We start from the raw sequence: 360 nt of genomic DNA on the forward strand, positions 1-360 counted from the left end.
TTGAACAGCAGTTTGTAATTTTCCACTTTCATTAGCTAAAGCATTAGCAAAGTCTGAACTTTGTTTTAGCATTTTAATGATTTCTTGTCCTAGTGCATTAGTAGTTACCTCTACAGCTCCATTGGCATCTTTTACTTCAGTAGTAAAGTCAAGAGATTTATAACTATTAAATACTCTTTGGATTTCATTCATATCAGAACCTACTCTAGCTTGTAAAGCATCAAGAAGTCTATTTAGAACATTTTTAAGTTCAATCAGTTGCGGGTTTCTTGGATTAGCGGTAATTCTTGCTGTTAGATTACCACCTTCTACAACTGATACGGTTTGAACTGATTCTTTAACGGCTTGATTGTCTTGTTC

General features: G+C 33.9%; 1 pseudogene. It reads right to left on the reverse strand.

Annotated elements, in window-relative coordinates:
* Positions 1 to 360: pseudogene (locus tag ELQ04_RS08545) on the reverse strand (methyl-accepting chemotaxis protein); the annotation flags it as partial.

It is taken from the genome of Campylobacter sp. CH278 (genome assembly GCF_004378845.1).
Classification (GTDB): Bacteria; Campylobacterota; Campylobacteria; order Campylobacterales; family Campylobacteraceae; genus Campylobacter_D; species Campylobacter_D jejuni.